The following is a 26,313-nucleotide window of genomic DNA, read 5'->3' on the forward strand; positions in this document are numbered from 1 at the left end:
TTCACTCCAAACTCTCAGAAATTAAAATTTAGATTCATTCTCTATCTTCCTTATTCTGAGAGAGAAAAATTTAAAACTCTCGAAGGATAGAAAGCTTCTTCTTCAACTTCTCAATCTCATCTTCGGCTTTTTGGATTTTCACGTCAAACTGATCTTTCAGCTTGTCTGCCGTTTTTGAAGCTGCAAAGAACTCCAAATTGTTTTTCCAAAGTGTGATGTTATTTTCTAAATCAGAAATCTGTTTTCTGATGCCATGCTCCTTTTTATTCAGAGTTTTGTTGGCATTTGGATCAGATTGAATCCTATTCAAATTCAACCTGAACAAGAAATCCTCCCTGTCAAATCCGTCATCCAATTTCTCCAAATAGGCATCCACAGCTGCCTTGAATTGAGCTTGAATATCTTTCATATTCTTACGAGGTACAAACCCAATTTCATTGAATTTGTCCACCATTCCAGTCAACTCTTCCTCACTTGGATTCTCTTCGGCAGCTTTGATGATGTCCTCACATAGCTCCTGTTTCTTCTTATAGTTAGCCTCGTATTCGGAGTTTGCCTGCTTATTGGAATTTCTCCTGTTTTCGAAGAAGGTATCACAAGCTGATTTAAACCGCTTGTAAAGGCTGTCTCTGTTCTTTTCTGGAGTTGGGCCGAGCTTTTTCCATTCCTGCTGCAAGCTGATCAGCGCGTTGGAGGTATTTTGCCAATCCGTAGAATCTTTTAATTCTTCAGCTTTGACGATCAATTCTTCAGCTTTGGACTGATTGGTTGCCCTGATTTCATCCAGCTCTTTGAAGAATAAATTTTTGTGATGGAAAAACTTCTTGAAAGCTGACCAAAAGGCCTTATTGATTTCTTTTCCTGATTCTCTAGGTACAGGACCTATTTTTTCCCAGCTCTTTTGAATCTCAAGAATCTCCTTGGTTTTGGCATTCCATTCTTTGATTCGGTCTGCTTTGAAGTCTGCAAACTCCACCAATTTCTCGATCAAAGCTTCTTTGTCTAGCTGATTCTTTTTGAAAACTTCCTTCTGAGAATCGTAATATTCTTTGCGTCTGTCATAGACATTATCCGAAGCCGCCTTGAATCTCTGCCACAATGGCTCCTGATCTTCCCTTGGGACAGGCCCTATGTGCTTAAATTCCTCATGAAGCTCATTTAAGGTCTGGATAGCTTCTTTTAGATCAGCGACATCTTTCAAGGCTTCCGCTTTGCTACACAGCTCTAGTTTACTTTCCAGGTTTTTCTTTCTATCGAGCTCCTTCAGCTCAAAATAAATGGAACGATTATCATAAAATCTATCCATCAAGGCATTGTAGCTTGCCCAGAGGCTTCTATTTTGAGAAGATGGTACTGCTCCTACGGACTTCCATTCTTCCTGAATCGCCTTAATGGCATTCATGCTTAGAGTCGTTTCTTCACCATCTACGAGTTCTCGAAGTTTATTGAGAATCTCAGTCTTCGTTTCTAGATTTTTCTCTTTTAATTTTTCGGCATCCTTTCTTATTGTGGATACCTGTTTTTTGAACTCAAAAAAGTAAGTATTGAAATCCCTCTCTTCGTCTGAGGGTCTAAAGTCAAAATCATCATCTGTTCCTCCTTCTGCCTTGAACTTCTCAAGAGCCTCTTCTCTTTCTTTGGAAGTTATTTCATCTAAGGCGGCCTTGATTTCCCCTATTGTTTTCTCAATCTTCAGAGGATTTTTCCCTTCGCCTAATTTTTCTTTAATCAACTTCAGAAGTTCCTTTTTTGAAAGACCGTCAAGTTCCAGATGCTCTTCCTCATGCTCTTCTTCTCCTTCTGATTCCTCTTCGCTTTCCGTGGATTCTTCAGCCTCATCGGCCTTTGCGGTCGGTTTTTCTACAGATTCTTCAGAAGTAACTTCTTCATTTTCAGCCGTAACTTCCTCCTCTTTTTCTTGAGGTTCAGCAGGTTTAGTTGATTCTACATGTGATGTAGCCGCGGGCTGATCATCTTCTGCAGGAGTTTCTTCAGATGATGAACTATTAGTTTCTTTTACTTTACCTTTTGCCTCAGGATTTTCAGAAGCTTGGGTCACCTTGTCCTTGTCGGACAATTCATTACTTTTCTCAGTCATAAAAACGCAAAATTTCAGAGCAATATGGGCAAAAGAAAGGATTTTGCCTAATTTAATCTAGGGTCCATGGGATAATTGGCTATAACCTTAAATTCTCCTCCCATTTTTTTCAATAAACTTCGCCACAATTCCTCAGGAGTGGATTTAAAGGTTTTTTGATCCACCTCTTCGTGACAGATAATCCAAGTGTGCTCAGTCAACTCATCCATGAGCTGTCCCGCTGCCCAACCAGAGTAGCCGAGGAAAAACCGGATTTTATCCAGATCGAAGGTTCCTGCTTTGATCCGAGAGACCAGTTCATCGAAACTGCCACCCCACCAGAGATTGTCACCGATCTGAATACTTCCTTCCAATTCCTTGTCTCCCCAATAAACAAAATGCAAAGTATTCTGTTCGACAGGTCCGCCTACATATACTTCCAAGTCCAAAAACTCAAATTCGTCTAAGATTTCATTGATTTTGAGGATGGAAGGTTTGTTGAACACCAAGCCAAAACTACCCTCCTCGTTGTGCTCACAAAGAAGCACGACCGATCTGGAGAAGTTTTCATCTTGTAAAAAGGGCTCGGAAATCAACAAATCACCGACATGAGGGGTAGGAATCTTTTCTTCACTCATAGGCAGGAAGTGGAAATATTGAAAGGAAAAATATAAATCTAAATTTTATAAATGCAATGGTCATCGTACTTTTATTCTATTATTAAACTATGAACAATTTTTCCATGGATATTTCATCAATACGTAAGGACTACACGCTTAAATCACTGGATATCAACATTATAAATAAAGACCCTTTTACCCAGTTTTCATCATGGCTAGAGGAAGCTATCGCCTCACAAGTTTTGGAAGTCAATGCCATGACACTGTCTACATTGGGACTAGATGGGTATCCTAACGGAAGGATTGTTCTCCTAAAGGACCTTGATTATGGCTTTGTCTTTTTTACCAATTACGAAAGTGAAAAGGGCCAGGAACTGGAAGCTCATCCCAAGGCATCTCTGACATTTTTCTGGGCAGAGCTAGAAAGACAAGTGCGAATCACAGGCACCATAGAGCAGGTAGACGCAGCACTATCAGATGAATATTTTTTTAGCAGACCTGTAGGTTCCCAAATTGGAGCTTGGGCTTCTCCACAAAGTAAAAAGATAAGTTCAAGGGAGGCTTTGACTGAGAAAATTGAGGAGTTGGAGAGTCAGTTCAAAACTGAGAAGATCACCAGACCTCCTCATTGGGGTGGCTATAGGCTTTTGCCTCACAGACTGGAATTTTGGCAAGGAAGAGCCAGTCGACTTCACGACCGTATTCTCTATGAAAAAAGTGAAAGCGGAAGTTGGGTCATCTCCCGCTTGGCGCCTTGATTACCTGAGATCAAAAAGATCTTTGACTCCTATCATCTTTTCCACTGTAAAGCCTTCACCGTAGGTCGTCAAAATCTTATGTCCAAACTCCCTGGCTCTTGCTTCTATAAATGGCAAGAAGTCCGGAGTAGATATAAAGCTTTCTGGTTCTTGACTCGATGGATCATGAAACTGCGACTGGAAAGCTAAAATACTTTGGACTTTAGTTTCCCAATACGGTGTAATGTCCATGACAAAATCAGGCTCGATATAATTATTTTGAATGTAATGGTAGACATATTGAGGTCTCCATGGTTTCTGACTTTCTCCTTCGAGCTGTGTTTCAATTTTGCGCAATCCACTCATAAAACACGCATTTGTCGCCAGTCGACTACCTTTTCCATGGTCTGGATGACGATCAGAAACAGCATTGGCCAAAACGATATCTGGCTGATACTTTCTAATTATTTTGATCAATTCAAGCTGATGAGATTCATCATCCTGGAAATAAACATCTTTGAATCCCAGATTCTCTCTTGCCGCCAATCCCAAAATTTCTGCCGCTTTAGTAGCTTCTTGTACACGAAGCTCCGGAGTACCTCTGGTCCCCATTTCGCCTTTAGTGAGATCTACGATACCCACTTTATGGCCTTTGGCTACGTGAGTGAGGATGGTCCCTGCACACCCCAACTCTGCATCATCAGGATGGGCTGCAATGACTAAAATATCTAGTTTCATTTTTGAAATTTATCTTACTCGGAGATTTTGTCCGATTCTCAAAATACTTCGGGATGAAATCCCATTCATTCGGGTCAGTGCACTGACTGATACTCCATATCTTCTGGCTATAGAACCCAAGGTATCTCCACTCTTCACGCGGTGATAGGCTCTGGATCTTGCCTGCGCGACATGCGAAAATGTACTGGAAGTAATCAAATATTCCTGCGAAAGGATCTTGTACTGACTAAAATCATACACCAATTCAGGGTCAAAAGGCAAGCCTTTGTAGCGCATTTCATAGTGCAAATGCGAACCTGTACTCCTTCCCGTACTCCCTCCTTTCCCAATGATATCACCAGCTTTCACCTCTTGTCCCACTTCTACCATGTATTTGGAAAGGTGTCCATACAGAGTCTCAAGGCCATTTTTGTGTCGTACTAGCACATAATATCCCCAGCCGTAGCGGTCATAGGAACGAACTCTTACAATCCCATCAAATGCTGAATAGACAGGGTCTCCTGTATCTAGGTCCAAATCTGTCCCATAGTGCCAACGTCTCCATCGATAGCCAAATCCTGAAGTTTTCGGAGTACTGGATAAAGGCATTTTCCAGTCATAGCCAAAAAATGGATCATATAGACGGATCTTGACTGAGTCTTGAAAACTCTTGACGTCAGTATTGTAGATATCTACTTTTTTGGAATCCCAAGCCGAATAATACTCATAGGCTGTCACCCAGATACTGTCGATTTGGATTTGCTCCGACACTTTTACCAGTCTATTCGTGGGCGCCCAGATCATCACATTCTGATCTTCGGATATAATGGACCTGACTTTGCCCAGATTTACATTATTCTCAAAAATCAAGGAGTCCGTTACAGTAGATAGCGTCCGCAGATACGAGTCCTGATCAAAACCACGCAATTCTATATTCCTACGCTCCTGACCGGAGGTGGTAGGTTGGGTGGTATTTTTCTTGATGATTTTGGGTAAAATTTGAGCATTGGATTCTACTAACCCAATGCTCCCAAATAGTATAAGTATAAGTATCGATTTGAGATACCTCATGAATTCTTCTAGTGATTTTCTGTTTCGGCCAAATACCGCTCCGCATCCAATGCTGCCATACAGCCAGTTCCTGCTGCAGTGACCGCTTGTCTGTAGACATTATCTTGAGCATCTCCGCAAGCAAAAACTCCCTCTACATTTGTCTTGGCAGTTCCAGGAATAGTTTTGATGTATCCAGAGTCATCCATGTGGATGAATTCTTTGAATACTTCGGTGTTTGGTTGATGACCAATAGCAACAAAGAAGCCAGAAATTTCAATTTCTCTTTTTTCTCCTGTTTTATTATTCAGCACTCTTACACCAGTCACTTCATCCTCTCCCAATATCTCATCAGTCTCTGTATTCCACAGAATCTCAATCTTGGGATTGTTCATGACTCGCTTTTGCATGATTTGAGAAGCTCTCATCTCTTCCCTACGCACAAGCATATATACTTTGTTGCAAATATTGGATAAATATGATGCTTCTTCACATGCTGTATCCCCAGCACCTACGATAGCGACATCCTGACCTCTAAAGAAAAATCCGTCACAAACAGCACAGGCAGAGACACCTTTACCATTTAGACGTGTTTCGCTTTCTAGTCCTAGCCACTTGGCAGAGGCTCCAGTAGAGATGATCACTGTATCGGCATGGACAGTCACCTGATCATCCACGGTGACTACATGAGGTTTGACAGAAAAATCAACTCCTGTCACCAACCCGTAGCGGATCTGTGTCCCAAATTTCTCAGCCTGCTTTCTGAAGTCTTCCATCATTTCAGGCCCCATAATACCATCTGGATAGCCAGGATAGTTTTCCACATCCGTCGTGATCGTGAGCTGACCACCGGGCTGTCCACCTGTGTACAAAACGGGGTTTAACCCAGCTCTAGATGCATAAATCGCTGCTGTATAGCCTGCTGGACCTGACCCTACGATCAGGACTTTGACTTTTTCAATTTCTTGACTCATCAATGAAATGTATTAAATCCGGTAAATTTTGATAATTCTTAGATTGCAACAAAACTACCCCTTGTTAAAATTCCCAAATACGGATAAAATCCACCGGGGTTAGACAGGGTAGTATAGAAAAAAGTAAAAGAAAAAAGGGGTTTTAAACCCCTTTTTTGCTTATCCCAGGTAAGGCTTCAATGTCTTACTTCTGGATGTATGTCTTAGCCTCCTAATGGCTTTTTCTTTAATCTGTCTCACCCGCTCTCGGGTCAGGTTGAACTTCTCACCGATCTCTTCCAGCGTCATAGCATGCTCGCCATTCAGTCCGAAATAGAGTGTAATCACATCAGCTTCTCGTTGTGTCAAAGTAGACAGAGCGCGCTGCACTTCTTTTCTCAAAGAGTCATTCATCAAGCCATCATCAGGCTTTTCGTCTCCATCATTTTCCAAAACGTCCAACAAGCTGTTTTCTTCCCCTTGTACAAATGGAGCGTCCATGGATACGTGACGACCGGAGATTTTCATGGTGTCTACTACCTCGGAGGCAGTGACTTCCAATACTTCAGCCAATTCTTCCGGAGATGGTTCTCTTTCGAATTTTTGCTCCAACTCGCTGAAGGTCTTCGAGATTTTATTCAAAGAACCTACTCTGTTCAATGGAAGTCTTACGATACGGGATTGCTCAGCCAATGCTTGAAGAATAGACTGACGAATCCACCATACGGCATATGAAATGAATTTGAAACCACGGGTTTCATCAAAACGCTGTGCAGCTTTGATCAAGCCCAAGTTCCCTTCATTAATCAAGTCTCCCAAAGAAAGTCCTTGGTTCTGATATTGCTTGGCTACTGATACCACAAAACGAAGGTTGGCCTTAGTCAACTTTTCCAGTGCCAATTGATCTCCTTCACGGATTCTTTTGGCTAGAACTACCTCTTCGTCTGCAGTCAACAAATCTACCTTACCGATTTCCTGAAGATATTTATCCAGAGATTGACTCTCTCTATTGGTGATCTGTTTGCTAATTTTTAGCTGCCTCATTCAGAATTTTGATTGATGTAATTGAAATTAAGTTAATGAATTTAATCAATAGAAACTTAAGACTCGCTTTTTGATTCTTTCTTTTCAGGTTTAGGCAAAAGTACCTTTCTGGAAAGCTTGAATTTACCGGTCTTTTTATCAATGTCTATCAATTTAACCATAATTTCTTCTCCTGGTTCCAAGACTCCGTCCATGCTTTCCAAACGTTCCCATTTGATTTCGGATATATGAAGTAAACCATCTTTGCCCGGCATAAATTCCACAAAGGCGCCAAAAGGCTGAATATTCTTCACTTTTCCTGTATAAGTCTCTCCGATTTCCGGTTGAGCTACTATAGCTTTGATACGAGACAAAGCAGCATTGAGGTTGTCTTGATTTGCAGAGAATACATTGATTTTACCCTGATTGTCTATTTCTTCGATCACAATCGTGGTATTGGTATCTTTTTGCATCTCCTGAATGACCTTACCACCAGGTCCGATCACAGCACCGATCAATTCCTTAGGAATAAACATGGTGTAAGATCTTGGAGTATGAGGCTTCAAGTCAGGTTTTGGAGCAGCCAATGTCTTGGTGATTTCATCCAAAATATGAAGTCTACCTTTTTTGGCTTGATACAAAGCTTCCTTCAATACATTGTAATCCAGTCCTTCGACTTTCAAGTCCATCTGACAAGCAGTGATCCCTGCGGCAGTTCCAGTCACTTTGAAGTCCATATCTCCTAGGTGATCTTCATCTCCCAAAATATCTGAAAGGATGGAATACTTGCCTGTTTGGGCATCTGAAATCATCCCCATCGCGATCCCTGTCACAGGAGCTTTGATCTGCACACCTGCATCCATCATCGCCAAAGCGCCGGCACATACCGTTGCCATGGAAGAAGAACCATTCGATTCCAAAATATCAGAAACTACACGGATTGTGTATGGGTTTTCGGTCTCTGGAGGAAGCACCTTTTTCAAAGCTCTCATAGCTAAATTGCCATGACCTACTTCTCTCCTACCTGGACCTCTGTTTGGTTTTACCTCACCAGTAGAAAATCCAGGGAAATTATAATGCAAGTAGAATTTATTGTAACCAGAAATAACGGCTCCATCTACCATCATCTCGTCCATTTTTGTACCTAGGGTACAAGTGGTGATGGATTGTGTTTCACCTCTTGTGAAAACAGCAGATCCATGTGCAGAAGGCAAATAATCAACTACGGACCAGATTGGTCTCACTTCATCTAGCTGACGGCCATCCAGTCTTTTCTTCTCATTCAAAGTCAAGTTTCTGGCTGCTTCTTTATGGATTTTGTGGAAATATGGGCCGATCAAGCTCGCTTCAAATTCATGCTCTTCTCCCAAGTTCTCTACAAACTCTTCTTTGATCGCTTTGATTAAGTCTGTTCTCTCAGATTTATTGGCGATCTGCTTGCTGACAGAAGCGTAAAGCTTGTCATACAACTCAGCCTTCATCTTGTCAAAAAGAGCCGGGTCAGTTTTTTCATGACAATATTCTCTTTTTACTTCTTTGCCCAATTGCTTGGTCAATTCAATCTGAGCTTCACAATGTCTTTTGATTTCTTCGTGAGCAAACTGCAAAGCTTCCACCATTTCATCTTCAGAGATCTCATTGGCTTCACCTTCTACCATCAGGATATAATCCAATGATCCAGCTACTATGAATTCCAAATCTGCTTTCTCCAGATCCAATGGGCTAGGGTTGATCACTAGGTTGCCCTGGATTTTGGCAACTCGAACCTCAGAAATAGGTCCGTTGAATGGTATATCTGATACTGCCAATGCGGATGAGGCTGCCAATCCAGCCAGTGCATCAGGCAATACGTTTTCATCAGAAGAGATTAGGGTGATGGCCACCTGTGTATCGGCGTGGTAATCATCTGGAAAAATAGGTCTGATGGCACGGTCAACCAAGCGGCTGATCAAAATTTCATAGTCGGAAAGTCTTCCTTCTCTTTTCAAAAATCCTCCTGGAATCTTTCCAGAAGATGCAAATTTCTCTTGGTAATCTACTGAAAGTGGCAAAAAGTCCACTCCTTCTTGTGCTTCTTTTTTGGAAACTACCGTTGCCAATAGCATGGCTTTTCCCATTCGCACTACTACTGAACCATCCGCTTGTTTGGCTAAAGCTCCGGTCTCAATGGTGATTTCTCTACCATCTGATAGGGTGATGGTTTTAGTGATTAAATTTGGTAACATAAGTAATGATTAGAATTTTATCTTTCGTTTTAAAAATTAAGGCATCTAGCTTAAAAAGAAAAAAAGTAAGGTTCTCGAAGTTGAGAACCTTACCAATGATTATTTTCTGATTCCTAGCTCGGCGATGATTGATCTGTATCGCTCGATGTCCTTTTTGTAAAGGTAATCCAGCAAGCTTCTTCTCTTACCTACTAGCTTCAAAAGACCCAATCTCGTGGAGTGATCTTTCTTGTTTGACTTCAAATGCTCAGTCAAATGTTTGATTCTGTGAGTAAACAGCGCAATCTGAGACTCAGGAGACCCTGTGTCTGTAGCAGATTTTAACCGTCCATGATTTTGAAACAACTCTTGTTTTTTCTCTGATGTTAAATACATGTTTAGCTAAATTAATTAAAACAGCTACAAAGGTAAGGCTATTATTTCGAAAATAAAATATTATGTCTCAACTGTATTGCTTTTTGAAAAGACGCTTTTTTACCCCTTTCCACCATTCTAAGTAGAAATCCGGCTCAAACAAACGTGCGTCTTTTCGAGCCTGTTTCAAAAAGAACAACCCAAAAGGCAAGAGCATCACACAGGAAAACCAAGTGCCGATCAAAGGATCTGCGATCCCTTCTTTGGCCCACTTCTCCCCCGTGATAGTCAGCATGTAATAGACAATAAAAAATATGATAGAAACTAAGACCGGCATTCCCAGCCCACCTTTCTTGATGATCGCGCCAAGGGGTGCTCCTATCAAAAACATTACAAAACAAGCGAAGGCCTGCGTGTACTTTTGATACATCGCAATCTCAAATCTGCGATACTCCCTTTCATAATTGTCAATCTGAGTTTTTTTGACTCCAAAGTTGTTTTTCAAACTTCTGGCATTATTGAGAGCCATCGTAATTGCATTGGACTTGTACCCGCGTTTGAAAACTACACTATCAATCAGATCCTTTTCTTCTTGAGTCAAGGGCTCTTTCCTATATCCCTCTTCCAACACCGGCATTTCATCCTCGGTTGGGTTTTGCACCAATTCTTCTTCCGCTGCTCGCAAACTATCAAGGGACTTTCGTTGAAGTTTCCTTTTTCTAAACAAGGAATCTGACGATGCTGCAGTTTTACTTGCTTCTACTGAAAGCACTTCTTCTTCGCCCTGCTCCACCCGCATGTTATTTTCAGGATTACTCACCACTACCTTGGTCGTATCTTCCTTCGCGGTATTCTTCGCTTTGTTAATCGAGTCCTGACGAACCCTGTCTCTTTTAGCTTTTTCGGCTCGGAGCGTATCATCCAGAGACTTCCTCTCAGCTATACTCGCTAGCGGATCTATTTTTCTTTCCTTGGTAAAAAATGGATAAATACTCGCCGTTGTTTGATACGTTTGAAATTTGTGATCATTAATCAGCGTATAGATAGAATCCAAACCATCTTTGATTTGATGGATGTTTTTGATGGCTCGGTTGGTGGACCACAGATCTTCCGGTGTTCTGCTGAGCTGAAACTCATCCATATCAAAGATGATCACATTTTCGTCAAAAGTCGTTCTGTTGAATTCCACTGGTTTTTCAGAAATACCTCGCATTGCCCGCTCCTCTTTGTAGTTGGTCCCATGGTACAAGGTCATTCTCATGTAGTTTTCATTGAAAAACTTCTCCATGCGGCCCGAATCGGCAACGGTCACTTCTAGGTTTCCCAAGCCTTCCTGATGACTGTAGATCAAAATATCCCTAAGGTCATTATCCCTTATTTTCTCTTTGACCTTGATGCTGTAGCCGGGAATCCCCGAATAAAAAACTCCTTCTTTGATATCCAGAGCAGGTGATTTCATCCGAATATCATAGAGCAAACCAAAGGTTTTGAGATTGACTTTTGGAACGATAAAATTATTTGACAAAAATGCTGCAATCACCAAAAACACGGTAAAGACAGCAATAGGCCTAAGTGCTCTTACTAAGGAAATCCCAGAGCTTTTGATGGCTGTGAGCTCAAAGTGCTCTCCCAGATTTCCGAAAGTCATCAAACTGGAAAGTAAAACTGCCAGCGGCAAAGCCATGGGAGAAATACTGACTACAAAATATCCAATCAATTCCGCATAGACCCAAAAGCTCAGGCCTTTCCCAAAAATTTCGTCAAAATACTTGAGCATATTGACGATCAAAAGAATAAAATCAACGACGATGAATGTCAATAAAAATGGGCCTATAAAAGACCCAAGAATCAATTTGTCTAATTTCTTCATGAAAGCTCTACTACGTAGCTCCTAAACGGAACCCTGTAAGGGATGTTCAAATTTGGCAATTTCAGTGAAATTAACCGCCAATTATCTCTTTCAATTTTCCGACAAGCCCATCCCAGATCGCAACTAGCTCATCGTCATCATAGCTATCCGAGTAATCTATGACCTTCAAAAACATCGTTTGGGTCAGTTCATTTTCCTCCAATTTGAATTCAATATAAGAATGGTCAGATTCCATGGGATCCTTTGGATCAAAAAACTCAAATTTTACATGAGAATTGCTCCGGATCGAGGCGACTTTCGCATAGTGCTCCTCATTGTCAAAATCAAAAATAAAGACTTTATCTTCATTGATGCGCACCTCATCGGCAAACCACTCCTCCAAACCACTCGCAGTACTCAAATATTGGAAAATTATTTTTTTGGAAGCATTGATTTGATAATCAGCTACAAACTTATTTTTAACCATGATTTCTAAATTATCCAGTGTGAAAATTTCACATTTTTAAAGAACGTCAACTTGCATTTCACAGTACAAGACCTCATATTTGCATTCCCATTCGGCGGGAGGGTTACTAAAATGAAAATAAACGGTTTTCAGCCCTGAATAGTGATATTCGACTGTGACTTAATATAGGCATTAATTCGAACTTTCAATACTTAAAAGAATTTAAAGGAAAAATTAAGCCAAAGCATTCCAATAGGTAATGCGGAGTGATTTAAGAGCAGACATAAAACGTAGTTGACACAATTAAAATATATGGCGAGGTAGCTCAGTTGGTTAGAGCGCAGGATTCATAACCCTGAGGTCACGGGTTCAACTCCCGTCCTCGCTACAAAGGCTTTCGGAAACGGAAGCCTTTTTTTATTTATCCCCATCAACTTTAACAGGGTTCATATCCGCCGCGGCGGACACGGGGTCAACTCCTCCCGATTTTCATGACTACAAGGGCTTTCAGAAACGGAAGCCTTTTTAATTTTTATGCCTAAAAATTATTTCGATTTATCCTATTGGATGCTAGAAAAGAAACAAACCCAAAGCACTACTTTCCTTTTTGGTATACTCGCACATAATCAACCTGATATTTACCTGGGAATTCGGAGTTACTTGGATCTCCTCCATTGGAACCGATTGCCATATTCAACAGGATGTAATGAGCTTGATGAAAAGGATTGCTCCCATCCGGATTGAGCGTTTCATTCAGATCTATTTCATTCAAAACTTGATCGTCTAGTGAAAGGATGATTTTCTGTTCATCCCATTCCATTTTCCAAATGTGATACTTCTGAGGCCATTCGGGATCTTTTTCCAAGAACTCTCTAAAGGGAATTTTAGCTTCATCCCAAGCGGCTCTCTTATCTGGATGTGCCCATGCGGCATTTGCCAGAATCATAGCTTCACCATCCACACGATAATATTCCATCACATCAACCTCCCCATTGGCAGGCCATCCTTTTTCCATTCCCAAAGTCCAGATAGCTGGCCACATTCCAAGCGCCGTATCCAATTTAGCTTTGACCTCAAGGATCCCGTATTGGAAGGAATATTTACCTCTTGTATGAATCAAAGATGAGCTATACTCTGCAAACTCCCTATTCTTTCTCCAATCCTGACTTTGAGGATCATACTTAGAATTGGGAATCTTTTCTCTTTTGCCTGTAATCACCAAATTTCCATCCAGCACTTCCGCATTTTCAGGCTGATACCATTGGAGTTCATTGTTGCGAACAAATCCTTTCTCATAAGACCAAAAAGTAGAATCTGGCTTTCCTGAATAATCAAATTCCTCAGCCCAAACCAGCTCATATCCTTCATAAGGATTTGGAACTTGAATCTCATCAGAGTTCTGATCCTGGGAAGATGATGAACACTGACAAAAAATGGAAGCGAGAAAAAGAAAGGGAATAAGTCGAATGGTCTGCATAGGAAAGGGTGAATTGAATTCTAAAAATAAGCCTTCTGCAAAATCTTTGGCACCCACTAAAATAAAAAAGCCCTCCCGAATGGGAAGGCTTTCCGCTAAATAAGGTAAGCAAACCTTATTTAACTCTTTCAACTACAGCTTTGAATGCCTCTGGGTGGTTCATCGCCAAATCAGCCAAAACCTTACGGTTTAGCTCGATCTCAGCTTTTTTCAACATACCCATAAATTGAGAATAGGAAATACCGTGCTCTCTAGCACCGGCATTGATACGCTGGATCCACAAAGCTCTGAATTCTCTTTTCTTCGCTTTTCTGTCTCTGTACGCATACTGAAGACCTTTCTCGTACTTGTTTTTGGCTACAGTCCATACGTTGCTACCTCTTCCGAAGTAACCTCTAGTGGCTTTTAGCACTTTTTTTCTTCTTGCTCTTGACGCTACCGCGTTTACTGATCTAGGCATAGTTTTTTGTTTTTTGACACTTGGTGATCCGATTTCTCGAACTCTTTAAACCACAGCATCTGGTGAATAAATAAACCTTAATTTTTCAAACAGGTTGATCAGATTCTCAACATGTCTCTTACTCTACCCTCGTCGGATTCGTGAACTAGACCAGCTTTGGTCAATTCTCTCTTTCTTTTGGTAGACTTCTTAGTTAGGATGTGGCTTTTGTAAGCGTGTTTCCTTTTGATTTTTCCTGTTCCGGTCAAAGCGAATCGCTTTTTAGCGGAAGATTTGGTTTTTACTTTTGGCATTTTGCTGTTTGTATTTAGTTGAAATTATTTCTTCGCTTGTTTCGGCGCGATGAAGATATTCATTCTTTTCCCTTCCAATTTTGGAAGCTGTTCCACTGCTCCGTAGTCTTCTAGAGCCTGTGCAAACTTCAAGAGCAACATCTCCCCTCTTTCCTTAAATACAATACTTCTACCGACGAAATGCACGTAAGCTTTCACTTTCGCTCCTTCTTTCAAGAAGTTGATCGCATGCTTCAATTTGAAGTTGAAGTCATGATCATCTGTATTAGGTCCGAACCGAATTTCTTTCAAAACAACCTTAGCCGCATTGGCTTTGATCTCTTTTTGCTTCTTCTTCTGCTCGTATTTGAACTTGGCATAGTCCAAAATCTTACACACAGGAGGATTCACATTCGGAGAAATCTCGACTAGATCGAGGTCATTTTCCTGGGCTAGTTTTAGTGCTTTATCCAGGGACAAGACGGCATTCCCACCTTCTACATATTCCCCTACCAATCGTACTTCTCTGGCCCTGATTCTTTGGTTTACCTTATAAGGTTCTTCCTGGCGACCTCTTTTTGGATTTCTGTCTCTCAAGTTAGCTTTAGTTGTTTTTTTGAAATTGACTGCAAATATCGGAATTATTTCGAAAATCTAAAAAGCAGTAGAAAATTTTCCTTTTTTATTCTCTGCTCAGTGATTGTGAAATAATCCTCTGAAAATACTTTATAAACTCCTCCGCTGAGAAGTTACCTAGGTCTCCCTCTCCGTGTTTACGGACAGAAAGCTTTCTTTCTTCTTGTTCTTTTTCCCCTACGATCAACATAAAAGGGATTTTTTTCACTTCGGCATCTCGGATTTTTCTTCCGATTTTTTCATCTCGGTTGTCGATGGAGCCCGAAATATCATGCTCGTCTAAAATTGCCTTAATTTCTTCAGCATACCCAATATATTTTTCAGAAATCGGCAAAATAGTCAACTGCTCGGGTGAAAGCCAAAGTGGGAAATTACCAGCACAGTGCTCGATCAATACGGCCACAAAGCGTTCCAAGGAACCAAAAGGTGCTCTGTGGATCATCACCGGACGGTGCTTCTGATTGTCTGAACCGATGTATTCGAGCTGGAATCTATCTGGTAACTGATAGTCCACTTGGATGGTTCCCAGCTGCCATTTTCTACCCAAAGCATCTTTGACCATGAAATCCAACTTAGGACCATAGAAAGCTGCTTCACCCAGTTCTGTCACTGTATTCAGCCCTTTTCCAGCAGCTGCTTCGATGATGGCTGCTTCTGCTTTGTTCCAAGCTTCATCGCCTCCTATGTATTTGGATGGATTCTCTGGATCTCGCAAGGATATCTGAGCGGTATAATCATCAAAGCCCAAAGCTTTGAAGACATACAATACCAAGTCTATCACTTTGATAAACTCTTCTTTCACCTGATCTGGTCTACAGAAGATGTGCGCATCATCCTGAGTAAATCCTCTAACCCGGGTCAATCCATGCAATTCACCACTCTGCTCATAGCGATAGACTGTCCCAAACTCCGCATAACGGATCGGTAGATCTTTATAAGATCGAGGTTTATGCTTATAGATCTCACAATGGTGAGGGCAGTTCATCGGTTTCAGGAGAAACTCCTCCCCTTCATGAGGAGTCGCGATAGGCTGGAAAGAATCCTTTCCATACTTCTCATAGTGCCCGGAAGTCTCATACAAAGCCTTGTGCCCTATGTGTGGTGTGGCTACCTGCTGATAGCCGGATTTATCCTGAGCTTTTTTGAGAAAACTCACAAGTCTCTCTCTCAATAGCGTTCCTTTCGGAAGCCAAAGAGGAAGACCCATTCCTACTTTTTCTGAAAATGTAAATAGCTCCAATTCGCGACCCAACTTTCTGTGGTCACGCTTTTTGGCTTCCTCTAGCATGGTCAGATATTCCTGCAGCTCTTTGGCTTTGGGGAAAGTCACTCCATAAATACGGGTCAACATTTTGCGCTTTTCGTCCCCTCTCCAATAAGCTCCGGCAATGTTGGTCAGCTTGACAGCTTTGATAAAACCGGTATTGGGGATATGCGGACCACGGCAAAGATCCGTGAAATTGCCTTGCTCATAAAAGGTGATAGAGCCGTCTTCCAGTCCTTCCAATAGGTCCAGTTTGTACTCATCCCCTTTTTCTTGATAAAAAGCGACAGCGTCTTTTTTGGAAATGTCCTTGCGGATGTACTCGTTTTTCTCACGAGCCAACTCCACCATTTTCTGTTCAATTTTTTCCAGCTCAGGCCCTTCCAATGTATGGTCTCCAAAATCCACATCGTAGTAGAAACCTGTTTCGATTGGTGGTCCGATTCCGAATTTGATTCCTGGATACAAGGCTTCCAAGGCTTCGGCCAACAAGTGGGCAGAGGAATGCCAGAAGGTGTTTTTCCCTTCTCCATCATTCCAAGTGAGCAATTGAAGATCTGCATCTGTCTGGATCGGTCTAGTGGCATCCCAAACTTGTCCGTTGACTTTGGCAGCTAGAACATTCCGGGCCAAACCCTCGCTGATACTGGCAGCAATCTGTAGTCCGGTAGTTCCTTGATCGTACTCCCTTACCGATCCATCCGGCAGGGTAATTTTGATTTGTTGTGACATAAAATAAAAGTGCCTTTACAAATAGGCGATTGATTTAAGGTGCAAATATGCCAAATGTGGATTCAAAGGAAAAATTTCTGGTAGCTGAATAATGAAAAGGAATCTTATTTCTTTAGGCTATAAATTATAAGCACAGGGTTTTCAGAATCTTTCGCGGCTGTAGCAACTTCGGCGAACTTTTTCCCTTTACCTTTTGTGAAAACATCAAAGGCTTCTTCACCCATTTCTTCTTTTTTCTCCATCAGTTGTTCATAAAGAGAAATACCAAGGACTTTTGATCCTACTTTTTCTTCGTCAAACCTAAAAATCGGAAAATAGGAAGTTCCACTGCCATCTAAATCATCCTCAATCTTGAAATTCAAGACGGAGGTTTCATTTTTTACTCTATCGTGAAAAACAGAATAAGATGCTTCCTCGTATCGGAATCTGGCATACAAAAAGCTTTCTCCAATATTCCAAAAAGAAGGTACAAAATAGAGCTTTGCTCTTCTATTGATAAATTCCATTTGTTCCAACGCATTCAACTCTTCACTATTCCTTTTTAGCTCATCTAAACCCTGAGCATAGCTTCCATAATCAAAGACTAATTTGGGAACGAACTCATCATTTTGTAATTGAAAAATTGTGTCCTGAAATGGTGTAGCATAATACAAGCCTTGTCCATTTTTAATCAGATTATATCTTTCAGAATAGTTTCCATAGTAGCGACCTTCCACAATTGGAAAAAAATAAGTGGTATCCTGAAATTCTGAATTGACTGAACGGACAAGAAAATCTTCCACCTGAAAGTTTTCGCTGAAAAAATAATAACGATTTAGGTTTTCCATAAATGCACCTCCTTTTACCCCAAAAGGCAATTTTTCCTCTCTCAAAAATTCCCCTTCCAAATCAAACCACATGATTTTTGATGGATAAAGACCTAGTAATAAAACCTCATCATTTAGGACCATAAAATTATCCAAGTCCAAATATTTTCCAGGTCCATCTCCATAGGCACGTATTTTACTCAAATAATTCCCCTTATGATCAAATATTTTGACACACTTACATCCAAAAACATCGAGTACAAGAATCTTGTCTCCGTGAAATTCAATCTTATCTGTACCGTTGCCAAGCTGAGCCTCTTCGGAATCATCTTTCAACCAGATATAATCGACCTCCGACTCGAAGAACTCTGAAAGTTTACCGTCATAGACCTTTGACAAATCAATAGTTATAATCTCAAGGTCACTTTGGGATAAATTTTCTCCTTTTTCAGAACAAGAAAAAAGCAAAAACGACAAAAGAATGGATGCAGCTAAAAGTTTCATCCTTAAAACTAAGGAATTCAAGGAAACTACGTAAAGGCCTTACAAAATAATCTGCGCACTGACTTTGACCACAAATGGCTTGGCTTCGGGTACATCCAGATAAGTCATCCTATGGAAAAAATCTACTCTGAAAAATTTGAAAATATTCTCGATTCCATAGCCCAACTCCACATAAGGCCGATTGGGATCCAGTCTTCCGAAGCTCTCCAGAGGGTTTCCGGATGGATCCACTGCAGGTACATTGAGGATGTTTTTATTTTGGACCGAACCAAAAAGCACATTGGCATTGGCCACAGCCCTCCATTTTAGCTTCTTCATCAATGGAATCCTGTTGAGTAAAAAGCCTTCAAAGAAGTGCCTGTACCTCAAACTCATGTATTGATCTGATGCGAATTCGTTGAAATTCATCGTATTGAAAGCCGCTGTCGTATAGAAAAGTGTCTCATTTCCCAAATGGTTTTTTAGGATGGGATAAGGTACTTCCCCAAATACCTTTCCTGCGTCTAATTCATAGCGAGACACACCAAAAAGCCCCATATTTAGTCGCTGATACAGGTAAAAGCTCGCCTTATCATAGTCGATCTCTCCTCCTAGCCATTGCATTCCTTTAGTATAATTGACCTCAATAATAGGCCACCGTGAAGGTCCTAGAGAAACCCGCTCATTGTCATTGATGATGATGATCTCGTCTCTGCCATAGCGAAGCCCAAATTTGGCCTCCATCGTCTCAAAACGGGATTTGTAATCGCGGGTCTCCTTTTCCAGATAATAGAAATCAAACAATGGATCAAATTCACTTTTTCGAAGTCCCCCGGAAAACAAAAAGCCCTTAAAAAACTCCCGTTGGAAGTTCAGCTGATGATTGATGGAAAGAAATGGCCTTCTCAAGGTACCAAATCTACTGGCAGCCAAAAAGACGCTGTTTCCGGCCAGAGACTCCATTTCTAAACCTACCTGATCGATTTCCTTGGAGGTTTTCAGTTGGAGCGTAGTCCATCTTTTTCGATCCAAAACTCGAGTGGCAAAGGCTGAATATTTGAATCGTTTATCTTTAAAACCGTATGCGGCATAGCCTTGAAGCAGCCATTTATTGCTGAATTTGTAATTGGTCCGCATCCCGAATCCCGCTCGAAGACCTTCCACATTATTGTAGTTGCCAAATTCTGTCCAAGGCCCCAAGTCAATTTTGCCAACGGGTAAAAATCCCGTGGCAAAGAATTTCAATCCTTCGGAATAAAATCGGACTACTGGAATTTTCTTCAGTGTATCCACCATTTGCAATACCGCCACTTCTTCGCTACTAAGCGGATCAATCCGGTTTTTCTGCCAATAGACTTCGCCTGCATCAGCAAAATCCGGTGCCAACTCAACAGCATTATTGAAGAAGGATGTAGGCATTGGGTCAGACAAAACCACTGAATCCGTAGCTGTATAAAACTTCGCCAACAAGCCCGCTGTATTCTTCGTAACCTGAGCTATTTTGATCTGCACTCTACTTTTGGATGGGATCAAATGTCCACTGGACATTGGCTCCAATTCTTGCTGAATTTTGATTCGTTCGATAAAATTCAAATTAGCAGACTTGGGAATTGCCAAGTCTACTTGCTTCAAAGCATACGTTTCCTTATTGATCCAGATCGAGCCTGAAAAAGCCAAATCCTGTTCTCTGCGTGGATACACTTGAAGCAGATAGCAACTGTCCTGGCCGACCAAAACAGAGTCCATCAAGTCATAATCATAAAAAGTCTTCCAGCCATCGGCAATTGGGGACACAAATTCCTTTTCTAGGATGGAAAGCCAGTTTTTATAGAAATTGTATTCCTGAAAGACAGACCCCGTAATCTGTGAAGTCGTCGAACCATCCGTAATCCCCACACCTGTTACCTTGGATTTCTCCACCACTTCTTTTTTCAGCTGAGGATCATTTCTGAAATAAAACTTCGATACAGTCTCAGAGAAAAATACAGGTAAAATCTTCTCCCCCTCATCATTGGTCAGTTGCTTGATACTATCCAGGACAGCAGTGACTTTCTGAACCGATTTTCTCTGAGTAAACTTATCTGAGACTTGATCTATATCGATTTCTATTTTCGTATAATTCTTTGTTTCATAAGCATCTACATTCCTCTTATCAAAGTCTTTCTTTCGATCTACCGCTCTCCGAATGATTTCAAATGCAGGGTTTTCTCCGGCTTCAAATACAAATGCTTCCAATTCAAAATCAGACGGCCTCAGCTGAAAATTAATCACCTGATCTGCCACATTTACTAGAGCTTTGGTCTGGGATATATAGCCCAGATAACTTACCCGGATGCTATCAGGCTGCGAAGGGATTTTGAGCTCATAGTTGCCCTCAAAATCTGTATTCATACCCGTGCTGGTTCCCAAAATCAGCACTGAAGCAAAAGGAATTGGGTCACCTGTTTCGGCATCCGTCACTTTGCCACGGACGAGGTGCTGTGAAAAAGAGCTGAAGGTAAGGCAAAGGAAAAAAGCTAGAAGAAGAATTCGACTCATTCAGGAGAAATCGGTGATGTATATTCGAACAGCAAAATAAAGCCATTCTGCATGCTTACCGACTCAGAACGTGTAAAAAAATCTAAATGTTCATTCTAAGTCCTCTGCTCTCCTATCATTTTTTGAAAATCTGATCGGTATATTTGGGCCACAAAATTGAGAACTATGCAATACGATGTAGCCATCATAGGCGGAGGAATAGTGGGTTTGGCCACGGGATTACAATTACTTAGACAAAAACCTAAATTGAAATTGGTGCTTTTGGAGAAAGAAGACCAGCTTGCCAAGCATCAAACTGGCAACAATTCGGGCGTGATCCATTCTGGTCTTTACTACAAGCCAGGCTCCCTCAAAGCCACGAATTGCATCAATGGGTATCACGAACTGGTTCGCTTTTGTGAGACCGAAAAAATTCCTTTTGAAATCACCGGCAAAGTAGTCGTGGCTACGCGGGAAGAGCAAAAACCGCTTCTGGAGAACCTTTTAAAAAGAGGTTTAGAAAATGGTCTGGAAGGAACTAGAAGAATCAGCTTGGATGAGTTGAAAGAGTATGAACCGCACTGCACAGGCGTTGATGCCATCCATGTGCCTCAGACTGGGATAGTCGATTATTTCCAGGTCGCTTTGGCCTATGGAAGAAAAATAATGCAAGCTGGAGGCACTATTTTACTCAATCATAAAGTTTTGAATATTAGCCAAAAAGGTAACTGTAATTATATTGAAACTAAAAATAAAACAGTTGAAGCAAAATTGGTAATCAACTGTGCTGGACTCTACTCTGACAAGGTCTCTCAAATGGGGGAAGATCCGCAAAAAGACGTCAAGATCATTCCTTTTCGTGGGGAGTATTTTAAGCTGAAAAAAGAAAAAGAGTATTTGGTCAAAAACCTGATTTATCCAGTTCCGGATCCTAATTTTCCATTTTTGGGAGTGCACTTCACCCGCATGATGAAAGGCGGAGTCGAAGCCGGACCAAATGCTGTTTTGGCTTTCAGAAGAGAAGGCTACAAAAAATCACAGATCAATCTAGGAGAATTAGCAGAATCCTTGGCTTGGCCAGGTTTTCAAAAAGTAGCTGCCAAATATTGGAAAACGGGTTTTGGAGAGCTGTATCGCTCTTTTTCAAAAGCCGCTTTTACAAAAGCTTTACAGGAGTTGATCCCGGAAATTCAAGAATCTGATCTTGTGGATGGTGGATCTGGCGTCAGAGCACAGGCATGTGACAGAAATGGAGGCTTGTTGGATGATTTTGCTATCCGAGAATCTCAGTCCCTGATTCACGTACTCAATGCACCGTCCCCTGCTGCAACCAGTTCATTGTCTATCGGTGGCACAGTGGCTGAAATGGCTTTGAAGAGATTTGAGAAATAAGCTTAAACCTGCGTATTCACCGTATCTGGGAAATATCGATTGGCCAACTTGATCATTTCATCGCCTTTGACCAAATCGTGAACAGTCAATTCTGAGGTGTGATGATGCCCTGATGCACCAAGAAGTTCTCTGACGGCATGTATGGTGTTTTTGTGAAAATTGTAAACCCGCTCAGCTTTATCCTCTATGACAAGGCCTTTAGCTAATCCTCTTTTTTGAGTAGCTACGCCTGTAGGACAATCGTTGGTATTGCAGCGCAAAGCCTGGATACAGCCGATGCTAAACATAAATGCTCTGGCTGAATTACACATATCCGCGCCCAAAGCGATGTTTTTCAAAATGGAGAATGCACTCAATGCCTTCCCAGATGCAATCAACTTGACCTTGTCACGTAAGTTGAACTTCTCAAGAGCTGCTCTCACAAAAATCAAGGCAGGCTCAAGAGGCAACCCAACACTATCTGAGAATTCCAACGGAGCTGCACCCGTCCCACCTTCAGCGCCATCGATGGTGATAAAGTCCGGATAGCATTCTTGCGAAACCATTTCCTTACAGATTTCTATAAATTCCTCTGTCCTACCTACACAGAGTTTGATTCCGACAGGCTTTGCTCCTGACAAATCCCGCAACTGCTGGATAAATTCAATCAAGCCTTTAGGGTCTGAAAAAGCAGAATGCGCAGGAGGAGACAACACAGTTGTGCCTGCTTTGATACCTCTAATTCGAGCGATTTCTTCCGTATTTTTAACCCCAGGCAACACTCCTCCATGACCTGGTTTGGCACCTTGAGAGATCTTGATTTCAATCAATTTCACCTCTGGTTTATGTGCATTCTCCTTAAATTTTTCTGGGCTAAAATTCCCATGATCATCTCTACATCCAAAATATCCCGTACCGATCTGCCAGCACAAGTCACCCCCATGAAGATGATAATCGGATATGCCTCCTTCCCCAGTGTTGTGAAAAAACTGTCCCTTTTTGGCTCCCAGATTAAGCGATGTCACGGCATTGGCACTGAGAGAACCAAAACTCATCGCCGAAATATTCAAAATAGAAGCCGAGTAGGGCTGTTTGCAAAAAGGACCTCCTACAGTCACCCGCAGATCCTCTTCCTTGACATGGACAGCATAGATTGAGTGCCGCAATGCGACGTAATCTTCCCCATCGATGTCCTTTTGAGTTCCAAATGGATGTGTATCATTGACGCTTTTTGCACGTCGGTAAGCCAAGGCTCGCAGGTTTCTACTAAAAGGTCTACCATCAGTATTACTCTCGATGAAATATTGCTGGATCTCGGGACTGATCGATTCCAATAGATATCGGAAATGCCCCACTACTGGAAAATTACGGAGGATTGCGTGTTTCCTTTGAAAGGAATCATAGATTCCCAACACTGTCAAAAAACCCAATATAAACAGGACAAAGTAGCCGAAACTAAACTCTCTAAATGAGTAAAACCACATCAAAAAAACGGTGGCTCCAAATAGCAGGAGAATGGAAAAGAAAAACAGTTTGCGCATAGAAAACAGGGTTGATCGATACGAATAGTTAAGTGACAGGATGATTCTGACTAGAAAGAAGAAAGTCCAAAAAGCGTCTTTCGGCCCAAGTAAACTCCTCTCCTTTTACAATAAAGCCAGTATGTCCTCCTCTCGCCGGCATTTCTAGAATTATCTCTTCTTTTCGATTTGCCAAGGAAACAGGGTAACATTCGGGCCCGAGGAGTGGGTCATTCAATGCATTGATAATGAGCGTCGGTATCGTAATTTGCTCCATCCAATTATCAGCGCTTACCGACTGATAAAAGTCCTGAGAATCTTTAAAGCCGTGGAGTTTTGCTGTGAAATGCGTATCAAAAGCATCAAAATCCTGAACTCGATCCAATAGTGACACATCTACCAAATCTGGGAATTGAACAGCTTTAAGGCGGATTTTGTTTTTGAGTTTTCCCAGAAATCTCTTTTTGTAAAAAGCATTGGCTCGCAGTTTCAGAGTAGCTGCACTGGAAGGCAAATTGCAGGGAGTGGAATAAACGGCCGCCTTTTTGACTTGGGAAGGTAATTTATCTCCTTTTTCACCAATGTACTTCAGGGTCTGAGCGCCGCCCATGCTGATACCGCAGAGATAAATCTCAGTATATGCAGCAAGTCCCAATACATGATTGACGACTGTATCGAGATCGTAACTTGCCCCATGATGATAGAGTATCGGTTGCAGGTTGATTTCACCTCCGCAACTCCTGTTATTCCATACCAAAACATCTACCTGATGTTGATTAAACAACTTAACCAATCCCTTCACATAGTGCCGTTGGGAGTCTCCCTCAAGACCGTGTGATATGATCAAAACCCTATCTGAACCTACTTTAGACCAATCCAAATTCAGAAAATCCTCATCTGGCGTATCGATCTTTTCTCTTTGATAAGTGACTCCTTCAATTTTTCGAAACAAACTAGGCACGATCGTTTCAAAATGACCATTGAAAAGGTATCCGGGAGGTCTTTGGTAGCTGGAATTGATAATGGGCATGATCTTCCTATCAGGAAATAATAGCCAACTTACTGACTTGAGAGGAAATTAGCCATTTTTAAAGCAAAATTTCGCAGTCTCAATGCGCCACTAAAAGTTCTCCTACTTCTTTGACCGCGACTTTCACTTGAGACTCAAGCTCTTGATAATGCGTGAAAAATTCGGGTACAAATCCCCGAGAGTCCAAAATTTCCTTCCCAAGCTGTAGACTTTCGGCTATATCCTCAAAACCGAACATCGCAAGAGTCGGTTTGATCTTATGCCTGATCTGCTGAATGAGGGTCGCATCCAGCTTTTCAGCCCCTTCAGCATATTTACTCTGAAGCTCCAAAAGCCCCGTGTGGATGGCTTTGGTCAATTCTTCTTTGAACTGCTCATCTCCTTCCGCTAAGTCCAAGATGCGGCTATGAAGTTCTGGATAAGCTAAACTCATAAGTTTTTGTGGGTGATAGATTTGCCAGCCAAATATCCTGTAGACCAAGCCGCCTGGAAGTTAAAACCACCAGTGATTCCGTCTATATTGAGTATTTCTCCAGCAAAGTAAAGATTTGGGTGATATTTACTTTCCATTGTCTCGGGATTGACCTCACTCAGATCGAGTCCTCCAGCGGTGACAAACTCATCCTTAAAGGTGGTCTTTCCTTTGACTGTCAAAATATAGCAAAAAAGATTTTGTACCAATCTATTGAGCTGTTTTTTACTCAAATTTCCGTAGATCGCCTCCTCTGCTATCTCCGACTTTTCTAAAAAATGCATCCATAAACGAGCTGGCAACTCAAAAAGCGGATAGTTTTTGAGCATTTTTTTCGGATTGGCAGCGGCAAAGGACTGGATGCTGTTTCTGTAGTCCTCCTCTCCGAAAGTTGCATTCCAATTGATGATAGCACGAGCTTCATAGTCATGATCGTGCAGCCACTGTGCCCCAAAAGCAGAAAGCTTCAATACAGCTGGCCCACTCACTCCCCAATGTGTCACTAGCAATGGACCTTGATAGGACAGCTTCGTACCCTCTAGCTTTACATGCACCTGAGGAGCGGAAAGCCCCATCAATTCTCGTATTGGCTCGGAAGGGGTATTGAAGGTAAAAAGTGAAGGAATAGGATCTAAGATTTTATGATTTAACAACTTAAGAAACCCATAGCCATCTATTTTGGGATGACCTCCTGTGGCCAGGATAACAACATCAGCTCCAATATTTTCCTTTGAAAAGCGCAAATTCCACTTTTGACTTTCTTGAATTAAGCTTTCCAATGCCCAACCGGTTTTGACTACGACACCCAACTTTTGAGCCTCTTGCATCAAAGCTCCAATGATACTGGAAGAAGAATCAGACATTGGAAAAACCCGACCATCTGCCTCAGTTTTCAGAGGTACATTTCTGGATTCAAACCAAGAGATCGTATCCGTGGAGTCAAAATGCCGAAACACTCTTTTTAAGAATTTCTCTCCCCTCGGATAATTCTTGACCAACTTGGAAATTTCCATCGGTCGATGCGTGACATTACACCTTCCTCCTCCTGAGATTTTTACCTTCGATAGTAGCTTTGGTGATTTCTCATAGATGCACACATTTCTCCCTTTTCCTGCTGCATGAATAGCAGCAAAATAGCCAGCTGCACCGCCACCAATGATTGCTATTTCCAACTTATATTGAGTTGACCTGTAATTATTTAA

General features: G+C 41.6%; 23 protein-coding genes and 1 tRNA gene. 3 read left to right on the forward strand and 21 right to left on the reverse strand.

What is annotated here, in order from left to right:
• Positions 1-70 precede the first annotated feature (70 nt).
• Together G460_RS0103590 and G460_RS0103595 are read right to left on the reverse strand one after the other, a co-directional pair.
• Positions 71-2,098 carry a DUF349 domain-containing protein gene (locus tag G460_RS0103590; RefSeq protein WP_026954079.1) on the reverse strand — a complete coding sequence of 676 codons (2,028 nt, stop codon included), beginning with the start codon at positions 2,096-2,098 and terminating at the stop codon, positions 71-73.
• Between the two features lie 47 nt (positions 2,099-2,145).
• Positions 2,146-2,715: a YqgE/AlgH family protein gene (locus G460_RS0103595; RefSeq protein ID WP_026954080.1), complete on the reverse strand. Its 570-nt coding sequence runs from the start codon at positions 2,713-2,715 to the stop codon at positions 2,146-2,148.
• Positions 2,716-2,819: 104 nt separating this feature from the next.
• Here G460_RS0103595 and pdxH point away from each other — a divergent pair, with 104 nt between their 5' ends.
• Positions 2,820-3,455: a pyridoxamine 5'-phosphate oxidase gene (gene pdxH, locus G460_RS0103600; RefSeq protein ID WP_026954081.1), complete on the forward strand. Its 636-nt coding sequence runs from the start codon at positions 2,820-2,822 to the stop codon at positions 3,453-3,455.
• Here the strand turns inward: pdxH and bshB1 are convergent, their stop codons facing one another.
• From bshB1 to G460_RS0103640, 8 genes are all read right to left on the reverse strand, one after another.
• On the reverse strand, positions 3,456-4,172 hold the full coding sequence (gene bshB1 / locus G460_RS0103605) for a bacillithiol biosynthesis deacetylase BshB1 (protein ID WP_026954082.1): 717 nt from the start codon (positions 4,170-4,172) through the stop codon (positions 3,456-3,458).
• Positions 4,173-4,181: 9 nt separating this feature from the next.
• On the reverse strand, positions 4,182-5,222 hold the full coding sequence (locus tag G460_RS0103610) for a peptidoglycan DD-metalloendopeptidase family protein (protein ID WP_026954083.1): 1,041 nt from the start codon (positions 5,220-5,222) through the stop codon (positions 4,182-4,184).
• An 8-nt stretch (positions 5,223-5,230) separates the two neighbouring features.
• A complete protein-coding gene (trxB, locus tag G460_RS0103615) occupies positions 5,231-6,175 on the reverse strand; it encodes a thioredoxin-disulfide reductase (RefSeq protein WP_026954084.1) in 945 nt (314 codons plus the stop codon).
• Positions 6,176-6,334: 159 nt separating this feature from the next.
• Positions 6,335-7,198 (reverse strand): sigma-70 family RNA polymerase sigma factor, encoded by an 864-nt coding sequence (locus tag G460_RS0103620; protein ID WP_026954085.1) that lies wholly within the window; start codon positions 7,196-7,198, stop codon positions 6,335-6,337.
• A gap of 56 nt (positions 7,199-7,254) precedes the next feature.
• Positions 7,255-9,402 carry a polyribonucleotide nucleotidyltransferase gene (pnp, locus tag G460_RS0103625; protein ID WP_026954086.1) on the reverse strand — a complete coding sequence of 716 codons (2,148 nt, stop codon included), beginning with the start codon at positions 9,400-9,402 and terminating at the stop codon, positions 7,255-7,257.
• A 99-nt stretch (positions 9,403-9,501) separates the two neighbouring features.
• Positions 9,502-9,777, reverse strand: a complete 276-nt coding sequence (rpsO, locus tag G460_RS0103630) for a 30S ribosomal protein S15 (protein ID WP_026954087.1) — start codon at positions 9,775-9,777, stop codon at positions 9,502-9,504.
• Between the two features lie 67 nt (positions 9,778-9,844).
• Entirely contained in the window at positions 9,845-11,626 is a 1,782-nt protein-coding gene (locus tag G460_RS0103635) for an LptF/LptG family permease (RefSeq protein WP_026954088.1), read from the reverse strand.
• Positions 11,627-11,696: 70 nt separating this feature from the next.
• Positions 11,697-12,092, reverse strand: coding sequence for an START-like domain-containing protein (locus G460_RS0103640; RefSeq protein ID WP_026954089.1), 396 nt, complete (start codon positions 12,090-12,092; stop codon positions 11,697-11,699).
• A 293-nt stretch (positions 12,093-12,385) separates the two neighbouring features.
• On the opposite strand from G460_RS0103640, the gene G460_RS0103645 reads away from it, so the two are divergent.
• A tRNA-Met gene (locus G460_RS0103645) sits at positions 12,386-12,459 on the forward strand.
• 207 nt (positions 12,460-12,666) lie between these two features.
• On the opposite strand, the gene G460_RS0103650 is transcribed toward G460_RS0103645, so the two are convergent.
• From G460_RS0103650 to G460_RS0103680, 7 genes are all read right to left on the reverse strand, one after another.
• Complete coding sequence (locus tag G460_RS0103650; protein WP_035463930.1) at positions 12,667-13,548, reverse strand: glycoside hydrolase family 16 protein; 882 nt, start codon at positions 13,546-13,548, stop codon at positions 12,667-12,669.
• 115 nt (positions 13,549-13,663) lie between these two features.
• Positions 13,664-14,008, reverse strand: coding sequence for a 50S ribosomal protein L20 (gene rplT / locus G460_RS0103655; protein ID WP_026954091.1), 345 nt, complete (start codon positions 14,006-14,008; stop codon positions 13,664-13,666).
• A 98-nt stretch (positions 14,009-14,106) separates the two neighbouring features.
• A complete protein-coding gene (rpmI, locus tag G460_RS0103660) occupies positions 14,107-14,301 on the reverse strand; it encodes a 50S ribosomal protein L35 (protein ID WP_026954092.1) in 195 nt (64 codons plus the stop codon).
• A gap of 24 nt (positions 14,302-14,325) precedes the next feature.
• The gene (infC, locus tag G460_RS21355; protein WP_035463816.1) at positions 14,326-14,877 is read right to left on the reverse strand and encodes a translation initiation factor IF-3; all 552 of its coding nucleotides are present in this window, start codon (positions 14,875-14,877) and stop codon (positions 14,326-14,328) included.
• Positions 14,878-14,962: 85 nt separating this feature from the next.
• Positions 14,963-16,912: a threonine--tRNA ligase gene (thrS, locus tag G460_RS0103670; protein ID WP_026954093.1), complete on the reverse strand. Its 1,950-nt coding sequence runs from the start codon at positions 16,910-16,912 to the stop codon at positions 14,963-14,965.
• 104 nt (positions 16,913-17,016) lie between these two features.
• A complete protein-coding gene (locus tag G460_RS0103675) occupies positions 17,017-18,222 on the reverse strand; it encodes a 6-bladed beta-propeller (protein WP_051315898.1) in 1,206 nt (401 codons plus the stop codon).
• Between the two features lie 39 nt (positions 18,223-18,261).
• Entirely contained in the window at positions 18,262-20,739 is a 2,478-nt protein-coding gene (locus G460_RS0103680) for a DUF5686 and carboxypeptidase-like regulatory domain-containing protein (RefSeq protein ID WP_026954095.1), read from the reverse strand.
• 165 nt (positions 20,740-20,904) lie between these two features.
• Between G460_RS0103680 and lhgO the strand changes: the two genes are divergently transcribed.
• A complete protein-coding gene (gene lhgO / locus G460_RS0103685; RefSeq protein ID WP_026954096.1) occupies positions 20,905-22,110 on the forward strand; it encodes an L-2-hydroxyglutarate oxidase in 1,206 nt (401 codons plus the stop codon).
• A 2-nt stretch (positions 22,111-22,112) separates the two neighbouring features.
• Here lhgO and G460_RS0103690 read toward each other — a convergent pair whose 3' ends face one another.
• The 4 genes from G460_RS0103690 to G460_RS0103705 form a co-directional block, all read right to left on the reverse strand.
• Positions 22,113-23,630, reverse strand: coding sequence for an FMN-binding glutamate synthase family protein (locus tag G460_RS0103690; protein WP_026954097.1), 1,518 nt, complete (start codon positions 23,628-23,630; stop codon positions 22,113-22,115).
• Between the two features lie 28 nt (positions 23,631-23,658).
• Positions 23,659-24,639 (reverse strand): YheT family hydrolase, encoded by a 981-nt coding sequence (locus G460_RS0103695; RefSeq protein ID WP_026954098.1) that lies wholly within the window; start codon positions 24,637-24,639, stop codon positions 23,659-23,661.
• A 79-nt stretch (positions 24,640-24,718) separates the two neighbouring features.
• Complete coding sequence (locus tag G460_RS0103700) at positions 24,719-25,072, reverse strand: hypothetical protein (protein WP_026954099.1); 354 nt, start codon at positions 25,070-25,072, stop codon at positions 24,719-24,721.
• Positions 25,069-26,283 carry a BaiN/RdsA family NAD(P)/FAD-dependent oxidoreductase gene (locus tag G460_RS0103705; protein ID WP_026954100.1) on the reverse strand — a complete coding sequence of 405 codons (1,215 nt, stop codon included), beginning with the start codon at positions 26,281-26,283 and terminating at the stop codon, positions 25,069-25,071. Before G460_RS0103705 ends, G460_RS0103700 begins: the two co-directional genes overlap by 4 nt.
• Positions 26,284-26,313 lie beyond the last annotated feature (30 nt).

The organism is Algoriphagus vanfongensis DSM 17529, assembly GCF_000429465.1.
GTDB lineage: Bacteria > Bacteroidota > Bacteroidia > Cytophagales > Cyclobacteriaceae > Algoriphagus > Algoriphagus vanfongensis.

Excerpts from the sequence above, each read along its gene's own strand:
- G460_RS0103590 (WP_026954079.1), bottom strand. The coding sequence starts at position 2,098 with ATGACTGAGAAAAGTAATGAATTGTCCGACAAGGACAAGGTGACCCAA.
- G460_RS0103595 (WP_026954080.1), bottom strand. The coding sequence starts at position 2,715 with ATGAGTGAAGAAAAGATTCCTACCCCTCATGTCGGTGATTTGTTGATT.
- pdxH (WP_026954081.1), top strand. The coding sequence starts at position 2,820 with ATGGATATTTCATCAATACGTAAGGACTACACGCTTAAATCACTGGAT.
- bshB1 (WP_026954082.1), bottom strand. The coding sequence starts at position 4,172 with ATGAAACTAGATATTTTAGTCATTGCAGCCCATCCTGATGATGCAGAG.
- G460_RS0103610 (WP_026954083.1), bottom strand. The coding sequence starts at position 5,222 with ATGAGGTATCTCAAATCGATACTTATACTTATACTATTTGGGAGCATT.
- trxB (WP_026954084.1), bottom strand. The coding sequence starts at position 6,175 with ATGAGTCAAGAAATTGAAAAAGTCAAAGTCCTGATCGTAGGGTCAGGT.
- G460_RS0103620 (WP_026954085.1), bottom strand. The coding sequence starts at position 7,198 with ATGAGGCAGCTAAAAATTAGCAAACAGATCACCAATAGAGAGAGTCAA.
- pnp (WP_026954086.1), bottom strand. The coding sequence starts at position 9,402 with ATGTTACCAAATTTAATCACTAAAACCATCACCCTATCAGATGGTAGA.
- rpsO (WP_026954087.1), bottom strand. The coding sequence starts at position 9,777 with ATGTATTTAACATCAGAGAAAAAACAAGAGTTGTTTCAAAATCATGGA.
- G460_RS0103635 (WP_026954088.1), bottom strand. The coding sequence starts at position 11,626 with ATGAAGAAATTAGACAAATTGATTCTTGGGTCTTTTATAGGCCCATTT.
- G460_RS0103640 (WP_026954089.1), bottom strand. The coding sequence starts at position 12,092 with ATGGTTAAAAATAAGTTTGTAGCTGATTATCAAATCAATGCTTCCAAA.
- G460_RS0103650 (WP_035463930.1), bottom strand. The coding sequence starts at position 13,548 with ATGCAGACCATTCGACTTATTCCCTTTCTTTTTCTCGCTTCCATTTTT.
- rplT (WP_026954091.1), bottom strand. The coding sequence starts at position 14,008 with ATGCCTAGATCAGTAAACGCGGTAGCGTCAAGAGCAAGAAGAAAAAAA.
- rpmI (WP_026954092.1), bottom strand. The coding sequence starts at position 14,301 with ATGCCAAAAGTAAAAACCAAATCTTCCGCTAAAAAGCGATTCGCTTTG.
- thrS (WP_026954093.1), bottom strand. The coding sequence starts at position 16,912 with ATGTCACAACAAATCAAAATTACCCTGCCGGATGGATCGGTAAGGGAG.
- G460_RS0103675 (WP_051315898.1), bottom strand. The coding sequence starts at position 18,222 with ATGAAACTTTTAGCTGCATCCATTCTTTTGTCGTTTTTGCTTTTTTCT.
- G460_RS0103680 (WP_026954095.1), bottom strand. The coding sequence starts at position 20,739 with ATGAGTCGAATTCTTCTTCTAGCTTTTTTCCTTTGCCTTACCTTCAGC.
- lhgO (WP_026954096.1), top strand. The coding sequence starts at position 20,905 with ATGCAATACGATGTAGCCATCATAGGCGGAGGAATAGTGGGTTTGGCC.
- G460_RS0103690 (WP_026954097.1), bottom strand. The coding sequence starts at position 23,630 with ATGCGCAAACTGTTTTTCTTTTCCATTCTCCTGCTATTTGGAGCCACC.
- G460_RS0103695 (WP_026954098.1), bottom strand. The coding sequence starts at position 24,639 with ATGCCCATTATCAATTCCAGCTACCAAAGACCTCCCGGATACCTTTTC.
- G460_RS0103700 (WP_026954099.1), bottom strand. The coding sequence starts at position 25,072 with ATGAGTTTAGCTTATCCAGAACTTCATAGCCGCATCTTGGACTTAGCG.